Here is an 18,086-nt window from a genome sequence, read left to right as displayed (position 1 = left end):
TTCACTGTGTATTTTTGTTAAAAAAATGTGTATAGATCATAATGTTGACACTGAGTCTTTATTTGAGTTAGTTGATCAAGAAAATCAGCAAAATAAAGAAAAAATTAAAAAATTTATTAAGTATTTTTATAGTTTTGTTTATAAAAGCGACCTAAAAGCCAACGATAAGTTTTTGCTATATATTGTAAACGATGCTTACAATTTTGTTTCTCAAAAAGAGAAAGATGAAAGTAAGTTAGTAGTAAGCAATATAGATGATATACCAGGAATAGAAGGCGATTTTACCACGATTAAGATAACAAACGATGATATGCCATTTTTGGTTGATTCTGTTATTGCAACTATTAAATCGCACAATTTAACCATATGCTATTACAGCAACAGCATAATTAACATTAAAAGAAAAGATGGCCTAATAGATGAGATTTACTCTTTGGAAGAAAGCAATGGAGTCAAAGAGTCAGTTATATATGTAATTATCAAAGGTATAAGTGACAGTTTTGTTGATACATTAAAAGAATCTCTACAAAAAACGCTGAAAGCAGTTAATTGCGTTGTGAAAGATTGGCACTTAATGCTCAAGAAACTTGATGAAGCAAAAAGTCTTCTTTTTGCCATCGAGCAGCCAGCATCGAACGCTGGAGTGACACCAGGAAAAGATTTTTTAGATTGGCTAAAAAATAATAATTTTGTATTTCTAGGTTATCAAGAATATATTGCTGGTAAAGATGAAAAACTCGTCTGTGATAGCAAAAAGGACCTTGGCCTGATAAGAGTAGGTCAAAGTATGTTGATTCCTTCTGCAAACCTTGATTCCCTATACATATTGAGATCAGATCTAATCTCAATAGTCCATCGGCGTACATACATGAATTGTATAGGAGTAAAAGAATTTGATGACCAGGGTAATGTAGTAAAGGAACGGCGTTTTTTCGGGCTATTTACTTCTGTAGCGGAGGTCCAAGATATTCGAACTATTCCAATAATAAGAGATAAAGTTAAAGTTATAGAAAAAAATGCAGGGTTTGTAACCGGGGGCCACAATAACAAAGCTTTAATTTCTATTTTACAAGCATTCTCTTGTGATGAATTATTCCAATCAAATGAAGACGAATTATTTAAAATTTGCATTTCGATCATGTCTCTTGCGATTAGGCCAAGGGTCAGATTATTTTTAAGAAGAGTAAGGGATTTTATTAGTTGCACAGTGCTGATACCAATGCGTTATGCTAGCGCTAGGCTAATGTTCAAGATACGTGACATATTGAAGGATGAGACAAGTGCAGAAAGTTCAGATATTTATAACAATCACATTATCAATGAATATGATTTGATGAAATTGCATGTAGTGCTAAAGACCAAAAATGCTAGTGTTCCTGATGACGAAGTTTTGCGTATCGAAAACAAATTAAGGAACATTACGGAAAAGTGGGAAGATCGTTTTATAGACAATTTATATAATACTTTTAGTACTGTTGAGGATATATTCATCCGTTATTGCAAGGCATTTCCAATAAGCTATCAAGAGAGTTTCGAACCTCATGACGCATATTACGATATGAAAAAATTGGAGATAGTGAGGAAAAAAGGAGTTAGCGAGGTCGATTTAAGACTTACTTGTGATAATCTTAATTATCAATTAAAGGTTTACACTTCGAGCAATGGAGGTCTTGAATTATCGAAGATATTAAGAATTACTAAGAATTTGGGAGCTAAGATTCTATCTCATAATGGCTATTACATAGAAATTAACGGCGGAATATGGATACACCATTTTGTGTTGTCAAGAGTCGATGAATTAATAGACAACATTACTCTAAAAGAGCAATTTGAAATAACACTTGCGAAAGTGTTTAGAAAGGAAATTAAAAATGATTATTTCAATAGTTTGATCATTATTGCTGGACTGGAGTGGAAAGAAGTGCTTCTGGTTAGAGCGTTAAGTGCTTACCTAAAGCAGACGTCATTTAACTACAATCCAGAATATATCCAAAAGGTAGTCTCAGAGTATCCAAAAATAGTAAAGTATTTGATACAACTATTTCATGCAAGATTTGATCCTAACATAGACATTGATAGAGCAGAAACCACGGACATTTTCATAGAAAAAATTGAGGAACTTCTAAAAGAGATCAGCAATGTTTCACATGATTACGTTTTGCGCTCGATATTTAACTTGATAATGGCTATTTTAAGGACCAGTTATTATCAAGACGATAAACCATATTTATCTACAAAATTTGACTCAAATAAAATAAATGGTTTGCCTGATCCTCGTCCATATCGTGAATTGTATGTTTATTCAAATCTTTTTGAGGGAATACATCTAAGAGGAGGGAAATTGGCCCGTGGTGGCTTAAGGTGGTCAGATAGGACGGAAGATTTTCGCACTGAAGTTTTGGGGCTCATGAAAGCTCAGATGACAAAAAATGCGGTTATTGTACCTGTTGGCGCAAAGGGTGGGTTTGTAATTAAGCAAGTTTATAAAGACAAAGATATTTTAAGGGAGAAAGGTGTTGAATGCTATAAGAGTTTTATCAGGGGAATGCTTGACATTACTGATAATGTAGTTAATGGCAAAATAATTCTACCAGAGAATGTGATTAGGTATGATGAGGATGATCCATACTTGGTAGTTGCAGCAGATAAAGGCACTGCTTCTTTTTCTGACTATGCAAACCAAATAGCCTCTGAATACAATTTTTGGCTTGGCGATGCATTTGCATCTGGTGGATCAGCAGGTTATGATCACAAAAAAATGGGTATTACAGCCAGAGGTGCATGGATTGCAGCGCAGAGGCATTTTTGGAAAATGAATAAGGATATTCACCAAGATGCAACTGTTATTGGAATTGGAGATATGGCTGGCGACTTATTTGGAAATGGTATGCTGCTTTCAAAAAATATACATTTAATCGGCGCATTTAACCATATGCATATTTTTATTGATCCAAATCCTAGTGCAGAAAAGAGTTTCACAGAGCGTAAACGTCTCTTTGAGTTACCATTTTCAACTTGGATGGATTATAACAAAGATTTGATTTCTAAGGGTGGAGGAGTATTTGAGCGTAGCAGCAAGCAAGTAAACATTTCTCAAGAAATAAAAAAATGCTTTGATATAACAGAAGATATGCTACCTCCAAGTGATTTGATTAGATATCTACTCAAAGCAGAAGTGGACTTCATATGGAATGGAGGAATTGGCACGTTTGTTAAGGCAAAGAGTGAAAATCATAGCATGGTCGGTGACAAAGCAAACGATGAGTTAAGAGTAAATGGTAAAGATATTAGAGCTTCTATGTTTATAGAAGGCGGAAATTTGGGATGCACACAGCTTGGAAGAATAGAATATGCTGAAAGAGGTGGATATATCAATGCAGATTTTGTTGATAATTCAGCCGGAGTGATATGTTCGGACCTTGAAGTTAACATCAAGATTGCATTTGTTTCAGCTATGAAAGCAGGGGGTGTTTCTTTAGAAAAAAGGAATGAAATACTGGCAAGTATGGTGGACGAAGTTGCATCCAAAGTGCTTGAGAACCACAACAGAATTGAAACAAAAGCATTACTTCTTGAGTGTTTGCAAGCTAAAGAGAGATTGGAGCAGCACAACAGGTTACTGCTCAGTTTAGAAAAATCTGGGCTGTTAAACCGAAGCGTAGAATTTCTTCCAACTGAAGAAGAGATAGCAAGGATGTTAACTGGTGCAGAAGGTTTCAGTTCTCCTCAGCTTTCTATTCTAATGTCTTATGCTAGAACGGCAATAAAAAATGAAATTATACATTCCGATCTGCCTGAAAAAGATCTTATATCTAATGACTACTTGCTAGGTTATTTTCCTAAAAAGATGATAACAAAGTTTAAGGATTTCATATTAAAACACCAACTTCGTAGAGAAATTATCTCTACTTGCATTGCAAATGATGTAGTGAATAGAATGGGCTGTATATTCATCAATAATTTGGCTGAGAACACTGGAATTAAGGTACAAGAAGCGGTTAACATATATATTGTTGTTAACCACCTGTATGATTTAAACAGCCTGTGGCAGAAAATTGATGAATTGGATGGAAAAATTGATGTTAACTCATACTTACAAATAGTGAGGAAAGTGCAGAAATTTATTGGCAGAGTATCGTTTTGGTTAGTGAAAAATCTTGGCAAGCTTAGCTTTGTAGAGTTGAATGATGTTACAAAATTTAAAGATGCAATTGAAACTTTAGGCCAGAACTTAACTGATGTTTTAGATGAACACCTATTAAAGGTCTATAGCCATGGATCAACTTCTTTAGTAGAACTTAATATAAATAAAGATCTAGCAAAAAAAGTTGCTGATCTATGCGTTCTTGCTTATGCACTGGACATTATATCTGTTGCTGAACAGACATCTTTGTCCATTCTTGATGCTGGTAAAATATACTTTGAGTTAAAGTCGCTGTTAAGATTCGATCTGATTAGAACAATTGCCATCAAGATGAAAAGCCTCTCTTCTTATTGGAATCGCAGCTTAGTTAATGATTTATTGGACGATTTAAGCAATTACCATCACAAGCTAGCTGTTAAAGTCATAAAAGCTACTGATAACCCCGAAGATAAGGTTCAAACCTGGGCTTGTAATGATAAGGACTACATAAAACGTTATAACAGTTTTTTAGATGAGATAGTTGCTTCTAAACTTGATTTAAGCAAATTAATATTTATAATCAGGAGGATTAAAGTACTTGCTTCATAGGAAAAATGTTTAATATAGGTCTTTCAGAAATTTTGGTCGTTGCTTTAGTGAGCATAATTGTTCTTGATAGAAATAAGGTGCCTGTATTTATTGATCTTATTAGGAATACATATAAGTATCTTATGATTATAAAATCAAAAGCTAGGAGGTTATTGAAAAACGCAGGAATTGAAGACTTATATAAAGAGTGTAATACTGAGAAAGTAAATTACATAGTTGGTAAAAATGGTAAGCTTTATCCTACTTACGATATAGATAATACATCCAAAGATAATGACAGCAAAGATCCTAGTAGTAGATGATGTACTATGTAATGTTAAGCTTTTAGAAGCTCGACTAAAAGCAGAGTACTATACGGTTATCGTGGCCTATGATGGTGAGGAAGCCATGGATTTAGTAGCAAAACAGCAGCCCGATATTATATTACTCGATATTATGATGCCAAAAATGAATGGCTTTGAAGTTTGTAAGGAGCTAAAGAATGATCCCTTGACAACCCATATTCCAATAATTATGGTAACTGCGCTGCATGACGCTCATGATAGAGTACAGGGCATTAATGCTGGTGCAGATGATTTTCTGACTAAACCAATAGACGAAACTGCTTTATCTGCAAGGATCAAGTCTCTCACGCGCTTAAAAATGATTATAGATGAATTGCGTTTAAGAGGAGAAACCAACGCTGAGATTGGCGGAGTAGCAGGAAACAGTATTATGGATTATTCTAATCAGATTTTTGATGCTAACATACTTGTTGTAGATGAAGATGTCTTTCAAGCAGAGCAGATATATAATATACTAAAGCACCGCTTTAGGTCAATTAAAATACTGAGTGATCCAACGGAGGAATTAAAAGTTGGTATTAAGAATAATTACGACCTGATCATTTCTGATATGCAGTTTTCAAAAACTGACGGCCTGCGTTTGTGTTCTGAGTTTCGTAGTAAAGTAGAAACACGCTATACACCAATTCTGATTCTTTCTGAGGATTATGATAAAAACAATTTAGTAAAAGCACTTGATGTAGGTGCTAATGATTATTTAACAGTACCTTTGGATGAGGGTGAGTTAATAGCAAGGGTTAATTCGCAAGTAAAACGCAAAAGATATCAAGATGCCTTGAGAATGAATTTATTTAATAATGCGGAAATGTCTATAAAGGACCCATTAACTAACTGTTATAATAGAAGATATTTTGATGCACACTTAAGAAACATTGTTAAGGACTCTGTGGAAAAGGATAGAAGGTTGTCTCTTATGATACTTGATATAGACTATTTTAAGATGGTGAATGACAGTTTTGGGCATAGTGCTGGAGATGAACTTTTAAAGCAAGTACAGAAAAGAATTTCTGAAAATATCAGAGTGACAGATTTACTAGCTAGGTTTGGTGGTGAGGAGTTTGTTGTTGTAATGCCAGATACCAATGTATCAGATGCGTATACTATTGCGGAGAGAATACGAAAAATTATTGCTAAAGAACCTTTTATACTTGCGGATAAAAATACAACCCATAACATAACTGTGAGCATTGGAATTGCAGAAATGCAAGGATCTGACCTTGACGATATAAAAAAATTTATAGTACGTGCTGACAAATATTTATATAAGGCAAAAAACAGTGGTAGAAATAGAGTGGTTACTGGCTATAGCTAAAGTGGCTTAAGTTTACCGACAACCGTCATTCCGCTACTCGTTAGCGGAATCTATGCTGAGATACCGCGAATGAATCGCGGTATGACGTGTTGCTTGGGTTAGCTATAGATTTCTGAAATGATTTCAAAAAAATGATAACTAAGGTTAAAGCGACAACATGAGGTTTCTCAGCTCTGGAAATTTCATGTTTAACTGCAAAAATAGATACTTATTTAAAAAATATCCTGTGACTTTCAGTCCTAACTGAAATTCTTGGAATGAGTAGCTGTTTTGTAGGTTATTATTGTATACATCATGCAACATTTGTGGAAAAGGTAGGAGTTTATCTGCATAATAATCTCCTGCTTTTTTTGACACTGCTCTACCAGTTTTTGGAGAAATAAATTGTAAGTTTTCCTTAACACCTGTTACAGCACATTTGGATAAGTCTAACTTGAATCCCAATTGCGTAAGAAGCAGAAGCTCTAAGTTAAGATAATGGCTTTGCCAAGACTGATTGTTGTGTTTAATTACATCGATGAAATATCGAAAATTGTCATACAGCACGGCACAGGGTTCACTTTCTGGAAGCACTTTTTCTAAAATAGAGGAGAAAGAGACAATAGTAATGCTTTTTAACCTATCTTGAAAGAAATGATGGAATGGAGATTCGATTAATTCGCACTTTAAAAAACCTAGATTTTCAGGTAACTTAGCACTCCATTCTGCATGTAATAGATTACTTATCTGAAACTTATAATTGCTATTGTTTATTAGCTTAATTAATCCCCTGCGCTTTCCATGATTTTTTGTAAACAGAGAAAGAATTAAGTTTTTATCGCCGTATTTTTTAGCAGCTATAATGATGCCTTCATCTTTCCACCTCATTTAGAGTATATTGACCGTATGATATTATAGGATAGTACACCTAGAGCTTGTAATCCATAAAAATCACTTACTCTGTTACTGTTTGCTTCCAAAGTTTCAAGGCTATGAGAGAGTAAGTTATTGGCTGCCACTCTTCTTCCTGAGCCTGATGCATTTCACACTGAGCTTTTGGTTTTTAGTTTGCTAAATAATTGTTTGAATGATTTTAGTAACATTACTTTTCCTCATCTGAAATTTTGGATAATTCAGCTTCTAATTCTTCTATCGTCGGTAAAGCTGTTTTTATGTTCTCTGGTAGATTTTCAGTTATTCGGTATTCTGCAAGACCTATTGGCTTTGTCATGTCTCGCAGTGTATATTCAGCCAGTACATTATTTTTTGATTTACATAAAATTAATCCTATAGATGGCTGGTCTGTTGAGTGTTTTAGCAAATTATCCACTGCAGAAAGATAAAAATTCATTTTTCCAGCGTATTCTGGTTTGAATTTATTATCTTTCAACTCAATCACTATAAAGCAACGTAATTTTAAATGGTAGAATAATAAATCAATATAAAAGTCTTCATCTCCAACATCTAAATGAAATTGTCTGCCAACAAAAGCAAATCCTTCAACGAGTTCTAACAGAAATTTTTCCATATGTCCTACGAGTCCTTTTTCTACTTCTCTTTCATGAGCATCCTTACCTATACTTAAAAAATCAAAAATATACGGATCTTTTAATGTATAATGTGCTAAATCTGATTGAGAGGATGGTAATTTTTCTTTAAAGTTAGTAATAGCTTTCCCTTGACGTTTATGTAGTCCAAGCTCTATCTGCATAACCATAATGTTACGTGACCAGCCATGTTCAATAGCTTTTTTTACATAAAATAATCTTATTTCATGACTTTCTATTTTTTCCAAAAGAGTGATATTGTGATACCAAGTTAATTGTGCAAGAGGCTCCTGCACAAATTCAACATCAGGATATTCTTCGGCAAACTTACGCATATACTTCAGATTTCTCGTGCTAAAGCCTTTCATTTCTGGAAATGTACTTCTCAAATCCTTACTTAATTGATCAATTACCTTAGCTCCCCAGGCATGTTCTTTTTGGCGTTTTAGGATCTCTGTACCAATATGGTGGTAAAGCAAAATAAGCTTACTATTTACTGCAAGTGCTGCTTTATAACGACTAGTAGCGATATGTTCTTTCAACTGCTCTAAAAATTCTGTATATTCTTTTGCTATAATTTTTGTCATACGGTTCCTTTTAATCCATTATACAATTCCTTTGTCTGTCGAGAAGACAATCTTTCGCTTCCCTGCAACTTTGAAGGGATTCCTTATTTACTTCAAACTCGTCCATCAACTAAAATATATTGACTTTATGTGCAATATTAGCTTTAAACCAGTAAAACAAACTGCTTAACATATGCGTTTTTTCTATTCTAATTACATTCTTTTTTTATCTTTATGTTGTTTTCTGCTTTTTTCGTTACCTTCAACAAAAGCCCAAACGAATGATACGTCAGTTGTTCCTATACCACAAAGGAAAAAAGAAACAGTTGAGCACACTGTTGTAGCACAACCGAGGCAAATTATCGAAATGCAAGAAGAAGTCATTATTAACGAGGGTAAAGAATTCATTCCAGTTCCAAAAAGAAAAAAAAGTGTAGGGAAGAAACTAAGAAGGGATGTTAGAGAGGCAAAAAATGAAATAGGAAACGAAAAAAGCGTTGAGAATAAAAAGGATGAATTAGTTGTAACAGAAATTATTAACTCTATAAGAGACAAACTTACAAAATGCTGGAGCATTCCTGAAAGCATAGCTTACAAAGAAAATTTTAATATAAAAATTAACTTATTATTATCCAGTCAAGGCGAGATAATTATGGCCGATGTAGCAGACAGTGATTCCTATCGAAATAATCCACTTTTCAGGTCGATAGCAGATAATGCAATGCGTGCAGTATATAAATGTAGCCCATTGACTGGCTTGCCTACTCAGCACCACCACATTTGGCGTGAAGTAACACTAGACTTTATTCTATAAGACCTGCTGCAAAAGGTGATTGAAAAAATAATGTGAGAGAAGTAGAAGAAGAATAAGCAGATTGAGTAAGGTAAAAAAATGAGCTTTAGTTACTATAACATGAAGAAACACCCAAGAAACTTTCGTAATATAACAGGTTTAACTATAGAGGAGTTCGAAAAGGTAGTGGAAAAAGTTAGGTCTGGGTGGGAAAGAGTTGAAAAACAGAAAAAGTGCCATGGTAGAAGATCACAACTACCAACTCTAGAAGATAAGTTATTTTGCGTAATTTTGTACTATCGCACTTACATAACACATAGATTTTTAGGGTACCTGTTCAATGTTCACAACGCAAATGTATTTAGGTTACTGAAGAAAATAGAGCCATTACTTGCCAAAAAAGTTACTATAACAAAAGATAGAAGTATGACACCAGAAAAAATACTGAAGATTCTGGCTGATGTTACAGAACAGCAAATACAGAGACCAGAAGATAGTAAAAAACGGAAGAAATCATATTCAGGAAAAAAAAGAACCAACACTATGAAAACTGAGATTGTTATCGAAGAAGGTGGAAGAATTTTATCAGTGTCAAATTCATATCGTGGTAGAATTAATGATTTTCGCATAAGGAAACAAGAAAAATATTTACCAATCGATAGCATAAAATATGCCGATTCTGGATATCAAGGTTGGCAAAAATTGCAAAGCAATGTTATAATTCCATATAAAAAGTATCGTAAAAAGCCATTAACTCCAGAGCAGAAAGAGCATAATAGAAGATTAGCATCATTTAGAATGAGAGTAGAAAATAAGATCCGTAAGATAAAGATATTTAAGATTATGTCTCATATTTACCGCAATTTTCAGAAAAAATACAACCTGAGGTTCAATATTATTGCTGGTATTGTGAATCTTAAGCACACCTTTTAGTTAACCTTGATTTTAGTCACCCTCCTTTCCTTCTTTTTATTGCTTGATTCGCAGCAGGTCTATAGATCAAAAATTTCTGCACTCCAGTGCTACGTGCTGGAATGCAGCTCTACCCTCTAGCCTCACACCGTAAAAGCAGTATTTTTATGTAAAACTTATCTCAACGTAGCACTTATCAAGTAAATCGTAATCACGTTCCATTCAAAAATTTTTGTTTTGCCTCATAATTAACCTTCTAGTTGTTTTTAATTATAATTGGTTAAATTATTATTAACCTGAGTGAATTTTAAATTAGACTTAAAAAGTACAGTATTGTCTAAAATGAATGATATACAGTTTCCGAATTTTAAATACCTTCTCTTTTGTTGTCATTCCAGTACTTGATACTGGGATCCATTTTTCTTTTTTTTCTGGATTCCAGCGTCACGCGCTAACTTTTAATAGCGATAGTTATTTCTTATTTGTAAGATCTTTCCTCAATCCAAGCTGCTTGAATGGCTTCTAGTATTTTTTCATTACAGCGTTTTTCATCATCATCAAATTCCTCTAAACTCAAGACCTTTTTTTTAAGCTCAGTGAATCTGATATTAATTATATTCTCATCTGGAAATTTTTCCTCTAGAGCTTCTACAATATCTTCTATATCAAGCCATTTCATACTTTTTTGTATTTATCTGCTAAGTTAAATTGGTGCCCATGGGGAGACTTGAACTCCCAAGGTCGCAAAACCCACGGATTTTAAGTCCGCTGCGTCTACCGATTCCGCCACACGGGCTTTTTTTATCTATCTAGAGTAAAACTCTACTACTAAATTGACTTCCATGTCTGCTGAATAAGGAACCTCAGAATATTGAGGTGACCTCAAATACTTCACTGAATGCTCTTTACTATCTGTCTCTAAATAATCCGGAGCCTTGCGCTCTTGTTTTTGTTCAGCCTCTACTACTACAGGGATTTTTGCTGCCCTTTCTCTTATTTTTATTATATCACCTGGTTTCACTCGATAACTCGATATGTTGACCACCTTATCATTAACTGTAACGTGCTTATGAGATATGAGCTGCTTCGCTGCATAAATTGTTGGCACAAGACTAGAGTGGTATAAAACAGAACTGAGCCTTGATTCTAAAATACCGATAAAATTATCAGCCGTATAACCCCTTCTGTTATAAGCATCTAAAAATGTACGTCTGAGCTGCTTACTTGAAATCGCATAGTAAAACTTAAATTTCTTATGCGCAGCAAACTGCTTACCAAAGTCGGATAACTTCTTGAATCCAAGAATACCATGTTGACCTGGAGGGTATTTCCTTTTGTTTGCTGGGTCTTTAGCTCTACCCCATAAATTTACACCAAGTCTACGGCTAATCCTATACTTTCTAATGATAACAGTTGTCATATAAAAACTCTCACGATTTAACTTTAGATTATTAAGGATTTTAGCACTCAGTGTCAACTTGTTTTTGCTGGTATAATCTTTTACACTTTATTTTTAAGTTTTTCTATGAATCATCTACCTTTGGAATCTATGGCAAACGCCATCCGTTTTTTATCAATTGATGCAGTACAAAAAGCAAACTCTGGACACCCAGGTATGCCACTTGGCATGGCAGATGTTGCAACTGTTTTGTTTGCTAAATATCTGAATCATAATCCTGATGATTCTAAATGGTTCAATAGAGATCGCTTTGTTTTATCAAACGGTCATGGGTCAATGTTACTATATTCAATATTATATTTGACAGGTTATATTAGTATAGATGAGCTAAAAAACTTTAGGCAAATGGGATCCAAGACCCCAGGTCATCCAGAGTTTGGCTTGACTTCCGGGGTAGAAGCAACAACAGGCCCGCTCGGTCAGGGGTTTGCCGCTGCTGTTGGCATGGCACTTGCTGAATCAATCCTTAAAAAGCAATTCAGAATCAATCACTACACTTACGTAATGCTAGGGGATGGCTGTCTTATGGAAGGAATAAGCCATGAAGCAGCATCACTTGCTGGGCATCTTAAATTAAATAAATTAATAGCCCTTTTTGATGATAATGATATCTCTATAGATGGTGCTACTTGCCTTTCCTGCTCTGATGATGTAGAGAAACGCTTCTTAGCGTATGGATGGAATGTTGACAAAATTGATGGCCATGATTGTGATGCCATATCCCTTGCAATAGAGCAAGCAAAAAAGTCTGATAAACCTACAATGATCTGCTGCAAAACTATTATCGGAAAATTTTCAAGCCGTGCTGGCACATTCTCTGCTCACAGTGGTGCTTTTTCGGAGGAAGATATAAAAAAGATGAGAGAGAAATTAAACTGGAATTACGAACCATTTCATGTACTAGAAGATGTGAAAAACGCCTGGAAGAAAACTGTTGAGAGAGCAAAACAAAATTACAATTCATTGTCATTCCAGTGCTTGACCAGTGAAAATGAGGAATTACAAAGAAGACTCAATAAGCGTTTGCCGGATAATATCGCTGGTGTTTTAGCTGACCTGAAGAAACAAATATGTGAGCTAATGCCAAACGAAGCTACACGTTCTTCTTTCGGCATGGTAATGGAACTTTTAACACAACATATGCCGGAATTAATCGGCGGTTCTGCTGATCTTACTGGGTCAAATTGCACTAAATATAAGCACATGCAGGTAATAGATAGTAATAATTATAGTGGTTCTTATGTCCACTATGGAGTGAGAGAATACGCTATGGCAGCATGTATGAATGGTATGGCACTTCACGGCGCGATTCTTCCTTATGGTGGCACTTTTTTGGTATTTTCCGACTACTGTCGTCCTGCTATACGTCTTTCAGCTTTGATGAAACAGCAGGTTATCTATGTGATGACTCATGACTCAATTGGAGTGGGAGAAGATGGCCCAACTCACCAACCAATAGAGCATTTAGCTTCTTTGCGTGCTATACCAAATCTATATGTTTTTAGGCCAGCCGATGCAGTTGAAACTCTAGAGTGTGTTAGCATTGCACTCGAAAAAAAAGAGTCACCTGCACTGTTTGCGCTCTCAAGGCAAAATGTCAATTACATGCGCAAACTCTATTCTGATATCGATCAATCTGCTAATCTATCGAAGTTTGGTGCATATGTTTTGTGTGAATGTTCAAAAGAATTAAAAGTGACAATATTTGCTACGGGGTCCGAGGTTGAAATTGCAGTTGAAGCAAAGGAGAAATTGCAGGAAAAAGACATAGGTACAAGGGTTGTTTCTATGCCATGCTGGAGGCTTTTTGATGAGCAAAGTGATGAATATAAAGCGGCGATATTAAATAATGACAGCATCAAAGTTGCAATTGAAGCTGGAAGTGAAATGGGTTGGCATAAATATATAGGTTCAAACGGTATATTTATTGGCATGAAAAGCTTCGGAGAATCAGCACCTTATAAAACACTCTATGAGCATTTTAATATCAGTGCAGATCATGTGGTAAAATGTGTGTGTGAGAAACTGATTTATATTCAGTAGACCTCTTGCATTACTCTACATATCCGTGTTCGTTGGACTATAATGACCACCACTATTATCTTCTTCGTCTAATGAATCGGATCTAAGTAGAGAAACATTAGCATCGGTTTGTAATGTAGATTCATCAGTGTCAGACCCAAACAACCATAGATCTGCTGAGAATCAAGCAATAAAAAGAAGGAAAGGAGGGTGACTAAAATCAAGGTTAACTAAAAGGCGTGCTTAAGATTCACAATACCAGCAATAATATTGAACCTCAGGTTGTATTTTTTCTGAAAATTGCGGTAAACATGAGACATAATCTTAAATATCTTTATCTCACGGATCTTATTTTCTACTCTCATTCTAAATGATGCTAATCTTCTATTATGCTCTTTCTGCTCTGGAGTTAATGGCTTTTTACGATACTTTTTATATGGAATTATAACATTGCTTTGCAATTTTTGCCAACCTTGATATCCAGAATCGGCATATTTTATGCTATCGATTGGTAAATATTTTTCTTGTTTCCTTATGCGAAAATTATTAATTCTACCACGATATGACTTTGACACTGATAAAATTCTTCCACCTTCTTCGATAACAATCTCAGTTTTCATAGTGTTGGTTCTTTTTTTTCCTGAATATGATTTCTTCCGTTTTTTACTATCTTCTGGTCTCTGTATTTGCTGTTCTGTAACATCAGCCAGAATCTTCAGTATTTTTTCTGGTGTCATACTTCTATCTTTTGTTATAGTAACTTTTTTGGCAAGTAATGGCTCTATTTTCTTCAGTAACCTAAATACATTTGCGTTGTGAACATTGAACAGGCACCCTAAAAATCTATGTGTTATGTAAGTGCGATAGTACAAAATTACGCAAAATAACTTATCTTCTAGAGTTGGTAGTTGTGATCTTCTACCATGGCACTTTTTCTGTTTTTCAAGTCTTTCCCACCCAGACCTAACTTTTTCCACTACCTTTTCGAACTCCTCTATAGTTAAACCTGTTATATTATGAAAGTTTCTTGGGTGTTTCTTCATGTTATAGTAACTAAAGCTCATTTTTTTACCTTACTCAATCTGCTTATTCTTCTTCTACTTCTCTCACATTATTTTTTCAATCACCTTTTGCAGCAGGTCTCTTTTTCAGTAGCAAGATCAAGTCTGTATTCAAGAATGGCTTCTTCTTTGCGTAGATCCATTATTCTTTCTTCGTAAGCTACTAAATCTTTTTCGTTCCAACGAAACTTATTAACATATACATTAACTATAATCTGTATACCGCTACACAGGATATGAATAGGAAGTACTTTTTGATTTTACAATACAGCTTGAGATTCAATTTTTATAATTTTCTTGTTGACTAGCGAGACGGTATCTTTTTTTTCGTTTGGTGAATTTCTTAAACATTTATGGCTAAATGACAATCGTCATCCCGCTACGTGTTAGCGGGATCTAGAGATACCATGACGGTATGACGGTTCGCGGCGGTATAATGACTTGTCATCCCGCTACGTGTTAGCGGCTAAGAGATATACCGCGGCTGCATGACGTAGAGCTCGCATTAGCTATAAGATTAGCTAACATTCTGCACATCCATAAAAAACAAACCTTCTTTTTCGTCTTGAACGCTAATAATAGCGTGAGTGTTAAGAGGTAAAGGGTCATTTGTATGTCCATGGCCTACCCCTTTCATTGTAAATACAGGAAAGTTAACACTTTTTGCAAACCTTTCTTTTACAACTTCAACAAGATTATCATTATAACAGTTAACGAAATCCCCAAAGATTACTGCATGCACTCCATCAAAAATGTGAGCTTGTTTTAGGTGATCTAAACTGCGCTCTATTGCGTATGGGTAAACTCTTATGTCCTCTAAAAATAGAATTTTACCTTTCGCATTTATTTGCCAAGCGGTTCCTATACTATTTTCAACTAAAGTCATATTACCACCGATGACTTTAGACTCTAATCTGCCATCTTTTAGTCTAATGCCATTGTTTATCATCTTTAGGTTATCAAATCTGATAGAATCCCGCTTGTTAAGAATTAACTCTTTCAATTTTTCAACAGAGCTTTCAGAAACGGAACTATTTACTATCATTTCCAACATGGTGCCGTGAAGAGTTTGCCAATCATATTTAGCTTGTAGATAGATGTGCAAGGCAGTTATATCGCTATAGCCTATGAGGATTTTTTTGTTTTGAGCAATCCTTTCTTTTTTATCATTGGGTAACTTTTCTAGATAGGGAATTAACCGAGAAGCCCCTTCTCCTCCTCTGATACACCAAATTATTTTACTATCATTAGTTAGTGCACTAACCAAATCATTTGCTCTGAATTCATCAGAGTTGGAATAAAATGGATTTTCATTACTATATATTTTTTCCGAAATATGGGGATTAAAATCCGAAGTTTCTACATATTCTTTTATAGTAGTCAGATCTGATTCTTTTCCCTTGGAAGAAGGAGCAATAATATCAACTCGGTCGATTGCATGAATACCTGTGTTAGCACATAAAGTGAAAATAAAATATAAAAGGTAAATGATCATTAAAATATCTTAAAAAACTCTTTTTTTAGTATATCATCCAATTCAGAGAGTGGAACTTTCACTCCTAGTTCTTCCATTGATGTGACGCAATAACCTTGCAGTCCACAAGGAATAATACCCTTATAGTGAGAGAGATCTGGAAAGACGTTAAGCGCTATGCCGTGATAAGTTACCCATTTTCTTAAGCGAATACCAAAAGCTGCAATTTTTTTTTCTACTCCATTGTTATTCACCCAAACACCTATTCTATCCTCTTTAAATTCTCCAAGTATATTAAATTGCTTTAAAACATTTATTATCCACTTACTTAGGTCTCTAATATATAGCTTTATGTCGCATTTATTTCTTTTTTTAAGGTTTAACATTAAATATATGATGCGCTGTCCTGGACCATGATATGTGTGTTTACCACCCCTTCCTGTTTTATATATAGGAAATAGTTTTTCAACAACATCATCATCTGTTGCACTGATTCCTGCAGTATAAAGTGGAGGGTGCTGGAGTAGCCATACCAATTCGTCTGCTGAATTATTGTAAATTTGTTGAATTTTTTCTTCCATAGATTTTACGGCACAGTTATAATCAATAAGCTGATTAGATATTAGCCATTCTGTCATGTTCAATTTCTTTTCTTTTTAGTATAGCAGTGCATTCTTTTCCTGTCATCCAAGTGCCCTCTTCTTGTCATTCCAGTGTGTGACACTGGGATCTATGTCTTAGTTTAACTACAGAATCTAAAACACTTTTAACTTTTAAACATCTTTCATGAGGCACATATGAATTTCAACATTTTTCAAAGAAAGAAAAGCAGTGAATATTCTGCTTTGCAGCTAATAATGGAACCAAGTTGGAGTAAGCGTGATTATGTAAGTTTTGCTGAGGAAGGTTACATAAAAAATGTTATTGCCTTTCGAGCAATTAATATGATTGCAAGTGCTGCATCTTCGGTACCTTTTACTCTCTTCCAGCTTACTGAACAGGGAAAATCGCAACTAAAAGCCCATCCATTACTGAAATTACTTTATTCTCCTAATCCAATGACATCAAAATCGGAATTTATTGAGGGGATTGTAACTTATCGGTTAGTTAACGGCAATTCTTATATATTGATGGTTGAGTCGCAGAACAATAGAAAACCACCAACAGAGCTTTATCTTCTGCGCCCTGATAGGGTCGAAATTGTTCCAGGGAGAAATAACGTTCCTTATATCTATCGTTATACCATAAATAACAACGGTTATGACTTTAAAGTTAATAAACTAACCGGACGTTCAGCAGTGTTGCACCTAAAGACCTTTAACCCTTTGAATGATTGGTATGGATTATCACCAATTGAGGCAGCTGCATACAGTATAGATCAGCATAATCAGGCGGGTGCTTGGAATCAAGCGATGTTGCAAAATGGGGCAAGACCAAGTGGTGCAATAGTTGTGAAATCAGCGAAGGACGGGAGTGGTGGAAGTTTAAGTCAAGAGCAGTACCAACGCTTAAAAGAGCAAATAAATGATCATTATTCAGGTTCTGTCAATGCTGGAAGACCGATATTGCTTGAAGGAGGCTTGGAGTGGAAAGAAATGAGCTTATCACCAAGGGATATGGATTTTATTGAGTCCAAACAAAGTTCAGCTCGTGATATTGCCCTGGCTTTTGGCGTCCCGCCGCAGTTGCTTGGCATACCAGGTGATAACACTTATAGCAATTTAGTCGAAGCACGCTTATCCCTCTAGGAACAGACGGTTTTACCAACGCTAGAAAATATTATCTGTCACCTGAATTCTTGGCTAACACCAAAATTTGGCGAGGATCTGTGCTTGTCGTACGACAAAGATGCAATAGAAATTCTCATAAGACCTGCTGCAAAAGG

Annotated in this window: 14 protein-coding genes, 1 tRNA gene and 2 pseudogenes; 7 read left to right on the top strand and 10 right to left on the bottom strand. The window is 35.0% G+C overall.

What is annotated here, in order from left to right; genetic code table 11:
- Window positions 1-25: 25 nt before the first annotated feature.
- From AAGD69_RS03725 to AAGD69_RS03715, 3 genes are read left to right on the top strand one after another with little or no spacing between them, the layout of a single operon-like run.
- A complete protein-coding gene (locus AAGD69_RS03725) occupies window positions 26-4,732 on the top strand; it encodes an NAD-glutamate dehydrogenase (protein ID WP_341811680.1) in 4,707 nt (1,568 codons plus the stop codon).
- A 5-nt stretch (window positions 4,733-4,737) separates the two neighbouring features.
- Window positions 4,738-5,034: a hypothetical protein gene (locus AAGD69_RS03720; RefSeq protein WP_341811679.1), complete on the top strand. Its 297-nt coding sequence runs from the start codon at window positions 4,738-4,740 to the stop codon at window positions 5,032-5,034.
- Complete coding sequence (locus tag AAGD69_RS03715; protein WP_341811678.1) at window positions 5,006-6,388, top strand: PleD family two-component system response regulator; 1,383 nt, start codon at window positions 5,006-5,008, stop codon at window positions 6,386-6,388. The genes AAGD69_RS03720 and AAGD69_RS03715 overlap by 29 nt, the downstream gene beginning before the upstream one ends.
- Before the next feature lie 144 nt (window positions 6,389-6,532).
- Here the strand turns inward: AAGD69_RS03715 and recO are convergent, their stop codons facing one another.
- Both recO and AAGD69_RS03705 read right to left on the bottom strand, forming a co-directional pair.
- A complete protein-coding gene (gene recO / locus AAGD69_RS03710) occupies window positions 6,533-7,255 on the bottom strand; it encodes a DNA repair protein RecO (protein ID WP_341811677.1) in 723 nt (240 codons plus the stop codon).
- Between the two features lie 214 nt (window positions 7,256-7,469).
- Window positions 7,470-8,501: a YhcG family protein gene (locus tag AAGD69_RS03705; RefSeq protein WP_341811676.1), complete on the bottom strand. Its 1,032-nt coding sequence runs from the start codon at window positions 8,499-8,501 to the stop codon at window positions 7,470-7,472.
- A 172-nt stretch (window positions 8,502-8,673) separates the two neighbouring features.
- On the opposite strand from AAGD69_RS03705, the gene AAGD69_RS03700 reads away from it, so the two are divergent.
- Together AAGD69_RS03700 and AAGD69_RS03695 are read left to right on the top strand one after the other, a co-directional pair.
- Window positions 8,674-9,294: a hypothetical protein gene (locus AAGD69_RS03700; protein ID WP_341811675.1), complete on the top strand. Its 621-nt coding sequence runs from the start codon at window positions 8,674-8,676 to the stop codon at window positions 9,292-9,294.
- Window positions 9,295-9,393: 99 nt separating this feature from the next.
- Window positions 9,394-10,206, top strand: coding sequence for a transposase family protein (locus tag AAGD69_RS03695; RefSeq protein ID WP_410529811.1), 813 nt, complete (start codon window positions 9,394-9,396; stop codon window positions 10,204-10,206).
- A gap of 457 nt (window positions 10,207-10,663) precedes the next feature.
- Here the strand turns inward: AAGD69_RS03695 and iscX are convergent, their stop codons facing one another.
- From iscX to rpsD, 3 genes are all read right to left on the bottom strand, one after another.
- Window positions 10,664-10,864 carry a Fe-S cluster assembly protein IscX gene (gene iscX, locus AAGD69_RS03690; protein ID WP_341811673.1) on the bottom strand — a complete coding sequence of 67 codons (201 nt, stop codon included), beginning with the start codon at window positions 10,862-10,864 and terminating at the stop codon, window positions 10,664-10,666.
- Window positions 10,865-10,894: 30 nt separating this feature from the next.
- Window positions 10,895-10,981: transfer RNA gene (locus AAGD69_RS03685), tRNA-Leu, on the bottom strand.
- A gap of 9 nt (window positions 10,982-10,990) precedes the next feature.
- On the bottom strand, window positions 10,991-11,605 hold the full coding sequence (gene rpsD / locus AAGD69_RS03680; RefSeq protein WP_341811672.1) for a 30S ribosomal protein S4: 615 nt from the start codon (window positions 11,603-11,605) through the stop codon (window positions 10,991-10,993).
- A gap of 105 nt (window positions 11,606-11,710) precedes the next feature.
- On the opposite strand from rpsD, the gene tkt reads away from it, so the two are divergent.
- Window positions 11,711-13,687 carry a transketolase gene (tkt, locus tag AAGD69_RS03675; protein ID WP_341811671.1) on the top strand — a complete coding sequence of 659 codons (1,977 nt, stop codon included), beginning with the start codon at window positions 11,711-11,713 and terminating at the stop codon, window positions 13,685-13,687.
- Window positions 13,688-13,702: 15 nt separating this feature from the next.
- Here tkt and AAGD69_RS03670 read toward each other — a convergent pair whose 3' ends face one another.
- The 5 genes and pseudogenes from AAGD69_RS03670 to lipB all read right to left on the bottom strand — a co-directional run bounded on the left by AAGD69_RS03670 (window position 13,703) and on the right by lipB (window position 16,839).
- On the bottom strand, window positions 13,703-13,831 hold the full coding sequence (locus AAGD69_RS03670) for a hypothetical protein (protein WP_341811670.1): 129 nt from the start codon (window positions 13,829-13,831) through the stop codon (window positions 13,703-13,705).
- A 65-nt stretch (window positions 13,832-13,896) separates the two neighbouring features.
- On the bottom strand, window positions 13,897-14,709 hold the full coding sequence (locus AAGD69_RS03665; RefSeq protein WP_410529810.1) for a transposase family protein: 813 nt from the start codon (window positions 14,707-14,709) through the stop codon (window positions 13,897-13,899).
- Window positions 14,710-14,810: 101 nt separating this feature from the next.
- Window positions 14,811-14,924, bottom strand: a pseudogene (locus AAGD69_RS06985) (transposase); the annotation flags it as partial.
- 320 nt (window positions 14,925-15,244) lie between these two features.
- Window positions 15,245-16,222, bottom strand: a complete 978-nt coding sequence (locus tag AAGD69_RS03660) for an LD-carboxypeptidase (RefSeq protein WP_341811668.1) — start codon at window positions 16,220-16,222, stop codon at window positions 15,245-15,247.
- Entirely contained in the window at window positions 16,222-16,839 is a 618-nt protein-coding gene (gene lipB / locus AAGD69_RS03655; protein ID WP_341811667.1) for a lipoyl(octanoyl) transferase LipB, read from the bottom strand. Before lipB ends, AAGD69_RS03660 begins: the two co-directional genes overlap by 1 nt.
- 159 nt (window positions 16,840-16,998) lie before the next feature.
- Between lipB and AAGD69_RS03650 the strand changes: the two are divergent.
- Window positions 16,999-18,084, top strand: a pseudogene (locus tag AAGD69_RS03650) (phage portal protein); the annotation flags it as partial.
- Between the last annotated feature and the right edge of the window lie 2 nt (window positions 18,085-18,086).

It is taken from the genome of Wolbachia endosymbiont (group A) of Conops quadrifasciatus, from assembly GCF_964027015.1.
Taxonomy (GTDB): domain Bacteria; phylum Pseudomonadota; class Alphaproteobacteria; order Rickettsiales; family Anaplasmataceae; genus Wolbachia.
Note: the sequence above shows the minus strand (reverse complement) of the source record. Positions and strands in the feature narration are given on the sequence as shown.